Genomic DNA, 4,491 nt, shown 5'->3' with positions numbered 1-4,491 from the left:
TCAGGCTTTGCCAGTTCCTGCTTCAGATACTGTGCCCTGTCAGCAATGGTAGGAGGTTTGTCAGGCTGGAGTCGTAAAAAGCGTGTTAGCCAATGAGGCCCATCGGCCAGTTCCGGATCCAGGGATAGGGCACGTTCATAGTCTTCGAGCGCTTTTTGATACTGACCCATGCGATCGTAAAGAATACCCCGATTGGCATAAGAACCGGCAAAATTTGGTTCATGGGCAATTGCTATATTAAATACCTGTAAGGCTTCATCATACCTGTTGAGCTGCACTAATGTACGCGCTTTACCTCGCAAAGCATGGATGTGGTCAGGCACGTCCTGCAATGCCAGGCTATATTCATCGAGCGCCTGTTCGTACTGACCATCTTCGAAAAACTTATTTGCCGTCAGGTAAGCATCATCACCTGGCTGAATGTCTTTGATGAAACTGTCATAAGCGGACCAGCCAACCCAGGCTATAGTAAGAGTGATGGCGGTATATTTTAAAAATTTGTAGAGGCTGTCATCCATGAACCGGCCAGCCTAGCAGGTTAACATTAAACAGGAATGAAAATACTAACGAGACGAGCGTTGCTAAAAATCGTGCTCGTGCTAACTGGCCCTGGGCATCAGCATCGGTTAACTCTGTATTCAACTTGCGCTGCAAGCGCCGAACACTCAACACCCAGATTAATTTACTAATGGGAAAAAACAAGGCTACTGCCAAAATTAAAACTGATAAAACAAAATACACCATATTTCTACACCTGACCAAACAAAAGGGGAAGCCGAAACTTCCCCTTCCATATTTGTTGTTACAACGAGTTTATAATTACTAAAAGTAATGGTGATTAATATTACTAAGGCTTATCGACACTCAGACTGATATCACCAATATCCTCGTGAAGCGCCTCGATCTCTGTTTCTGGAACCGTCGAAAGCTCCATCTTGTAGGCCAGGAACCACATCATAAATACACCTATGGCCCACCATAGTAATTGCCAGGCCCAGATCGATGGCATGCCAAAGGTCCAGGTCGTTGCATCATTGGGGTTGCCAAAGATCGTGTTACCAATTACCGCGCCAGGACCAATACCGAAGAAGAACCAGACCATGGTAATAATCCAGGCCGCAGGAACCAGACCCTTTTTAGCAGCTGGCAGACTCGCATGTTCACGCAGGAAGTTGTGGAACGTCATGCGATGTTCCGTCGCTTCCCTGGTTTGCGTGAAGGAAGACACGATAATCGCTATACCCAGGTTAAAGATTATACCCCAACCGGCAGAGTGCATGGTCAACGGCCAGCGACCCCATGGCATGAATTGAGCACCAATCTTTTCAGTCAGAGTTACTGCAATCAAACCTGCTATAAGTCCTAATACAACACCCTGGCGAGTTAGCCACGGCCACCAGCAAACCGCGATCAAGGCCGGCCACATCTGGAAACCATAAGCAACCGCCAAACCACCTAGCAGCACCAGGGCATCCGTTGCGGTTGTCGCTACCAATAATGCGGCGAGCACGATGATAACAACGCCGATACGACCGAATAATTTTTGCTGGCTATGAGTTGCATGGGGCATAACATACCGCTTCAGTAAGTCGCGAGTTAACATGCCGCCTGCTGTTGACATATAGGCTGCACCGGTTGATTGCATGGCAGCTAATGCACACACCGACAACAAACCAACCAACCAGGGTGCCGCGTCCTGCATCAAGTGAATCAACTGCGGAACCAGCATACCCTGTTTACCGGCCGACTCCATCAGATCCTTGCCACCTAAACCGGCACTCATAACATCATTAACCAGATTTGGATGAGCAGCTGTGAAAGCTGAGTCAGCACCTAACAAGTGACCGCCTAACCCTTGCATGGCAGTGAACACCATCAGGATAAAACCAATACCAAAACTGCTGGCCCATACTTGTTGTGGCGCAAAGGGTTTGGGATTGTGATTGGAGAAAGCCCACATGGAAAATGCTGGTGCAGACTGAATACCCATGAGTGCAAACATATAAGTGAGAATCATCATGCCGGTCCAGGCACCACCGGCTGCCGATGGTCCATTACTCACAAACTGGATCACTCCGGGTATTGCGATGTAATGGCTATAGCCATCTGGCGTTCGCTTCTGGTCAAACTGGGCAAGCTGTGCGATACCTTCATTTAATGCTACCCAACCACCCACATAGTTCAGCGCTATGATGCCTATGGCAACAATACCCAAGGCCAGCAATATGGCCTGCAAGGTATCTACATAAGCCACCGCTCTTAATCCACCCGATGCTACATAGATGATAACTACGGCTGACAACATCCACATGCCGGTATTAACATCGAGCATGCCATCAGTTAACACATTAAATAAAAACCCGGATGCCCGAAGTTGCACACCCAGATAAGGTACTGAAAATATTAATGCTACCAGCACCACTAATAGCCGAATTGAATCGGACTTAAAGTAGGATGATAACATTTCACCGGGGGTTACAAACCCGAAGCGTTTACCTAATATCCATTGTCTTTTCAGGAAGATAACACCGGTGAAGGGAATAGTGATGGCGTAGAAGGATGCATATGCATACTGGAAGCCATCTCGGTAGAGCAAGCCGGGATGCCCCATAAAGGTCCACCCGGAAAATGACGTTGCGGTTGCCGCTAATACAAACACCCACAACGAAATTTGACGTCCCGCAATGAAATAATCCGATGCGGTTTTGGCAGACATTGCACCTTTGATGCCCCAAAAAATGCAATATCCCCAGTACAAAAACACAAATACGAACAACCAAACAATCTTTGCATCCATAGCAATGGCCTCCCGATTTTCTTGGTATGGTTCTGCGCCATTAGATTTCGATCTGACTAGGTACAGCTGTTTTTATAGCTTATAGACTTAATAAGCCTAGCACGTGATCAGATACTTTACTCGATCTAAATTGGGATCAGAACAGTTAATAAATGATAAGCTTGACCAATATCAAGAAATGGACATTTACCAAACATTACACGGATAGTTTGTAGGGATTATTTTAGCGGTTTACTCAACTTTATAGTAACTATATATATTAGGCATTGGGTTAGGATTACCGTAGTCATCTGATTACAATCGCCTTAAAAAAATCCCCGGACAGGCCGGGGATATTAAAAACGATCGCTTTGCTTTAACTTTTCATTATGGCGTTACTACAAAGTGAATACCCCTGGATTGACCCCGCATTGTATTGGCAACATTCGATGCACGAACATGGAACCGAACGATTGCTGATGTTCCATTGGATTCTCCTGTCAGGAAATCAGCTGGCGATGTCCATGTCCAGTTACCGCCACCAAGCGTTAATCCTGAACCTGCGGCTGTGTGATCCAGTCTTTCGGTGCGCCTTTCTTCATGCGCGACGTACGCCCCACCACTCGTAAGCACTTTACCCATACGTACTTGCCAACGGGTATCCGCAGAATCTGCTGTTACATCGGGCCAGGACAGTTCAATCGTATCGCTTTCAGTGACTGGTATTGGATCACCAAATGAGCCGGTATTCGCTGTCACGACAACACTATTGATACGAACTGTAAAGTCACCCCTGTCAGGAGGAACATTACCTGTGGTGAACAAGGCATTAGGATCAGGTGCCGCATAGTCTACAGCGTAACGCAGGGTTGCCGTTGGATCTAACTGGTTGTTATCCAGGTTAATCGTGAACCGATCCGCATTCAATAAACCACTACTGCCCGTATTAAAGCTCATTACCGCGGCATTTTTCTGCGCTAGAACGCCGTCAAGCGGATATACAAGATAACTATAAAATTGCGATAAATAATCCCCATCCCAGAGAGTTATTGGGGTCGCGACACCTGCACCCAGATCCTGTCCAGTGTTGGAGCTTAATACACCCCGGTCAAACATTGGGACTGGATTAAGAAAGTTCACATAAGTCCTTTCTTCCAATACTCCCTGCGAATAACGAATTTCCGATCGCGCAGTAAGTTCCGGATTGACAATACGAGCCGTTCCATTCCATGTATCACTGGAAACCAGGCTGTTCAATTGCACAGTACCATTCAAGCTATCACTAAATGTTATTTCGAAGCTAAGCGCTGGTGACCCAGTAACTGCTATAGTGCCCAACACTCGATTGGAAGCAAGATCAAGACTGGCACTACAACTAAGTGATGAATCAGTTGCATTTGTGACTCCGCAAAAAACGGAGTTTGGAACCTCCGATGAACCATCCAGCACCAACTGTAACACTCCCGGATCATTAACGCCGGTCGGATCGACCACTTCCATGTTTACCAGTCCACGTATCCCGGCATGTACTTTTAACCAACGGCTATGTGCCTGCGCCTTGCGGCCCGAGCGGTCATAGCGTTCCGTTAAACGCATTTCCAGACCCGGACCATTTACCACTCCTTCCGCTGCCAGTGCTATCGCTGTGTCAGAAGGGATATTAAAGGTATTAGTGGGACTTGTTATATCTACCCGAGTATTCCCCCCCTGTAGAC

At 47.0% G+C, this 4,491-nt stretch carries 4 protein-coding genes; all 4 read right to left on the bottom strand.

Annotated features, from left to right (window positions below; translation table 11 throughout):
• On the bottom strand, nt 1-518 hold a 518-nt coding region (locus ACWVCM_RS09185; protein WP_455201441.1), incomplete at its 3' end, for a tetratricopeptide repeat protein.
• Complete coding sequence (locus ACWVCM_RS09180; RefSeq protein WP_455201440.1) at nt 511-744, bottom strand: hypothetical protein; 234 nt, start codon at nt 742-744, stop codon at nt 511-513. The genes ACWVCM_RS09185 and ACWVCM_RS09180, both read right to left, overlap by 8 nt.
• A 103-nt stretch (nt 745-847) precedes the next feature.
• Entirely contained in the window at nt 848-2,797 is a 1,950-nt protein-coding gene (locus tag ACWVCM_RS09175; RefSeq protein ID WP_455201439.1) for a sodium:solute symporter family protein, read from the bottom strand.
• Nucleotides 2,798-3,163: 366 nt separating this feature from the next.
• Nucleotides 3,164-4,491: hypothetical protein (locus ACWVCM_RS09170; protein WP_455201438.1), on the bottom strand; the 1,328-nt coding region annotated here is incomplete at its 5' end.

It is taken from the genome of Kaarinaea lacus, assembly GCF_975902315.1.
The sequence above is the reverse complement of the archived record's forward strand: the minus strand, read 5'-3'. Positions and strand labels throughout refer to the sequence as shown.

What these genes read in the sequence shown, in the direction of transcription:
- ACWVCM_RS09175 (WP_455201439.1), bottom strand. Translation starts at nt 2,797, where the DNA reads ATGGATGCAAAGATTGTTTGGTTGTTCGTATTTGTGTTTTTGTACTGG.
- ACWVCM_RS09180 (WP_455201440.1), bottom strand. Translation starts at nt 744, where the DNA reads ATGGTGTATTTTGTTTTATCAGTTTTAATTTTGGCAGTAGCCTTGTTT.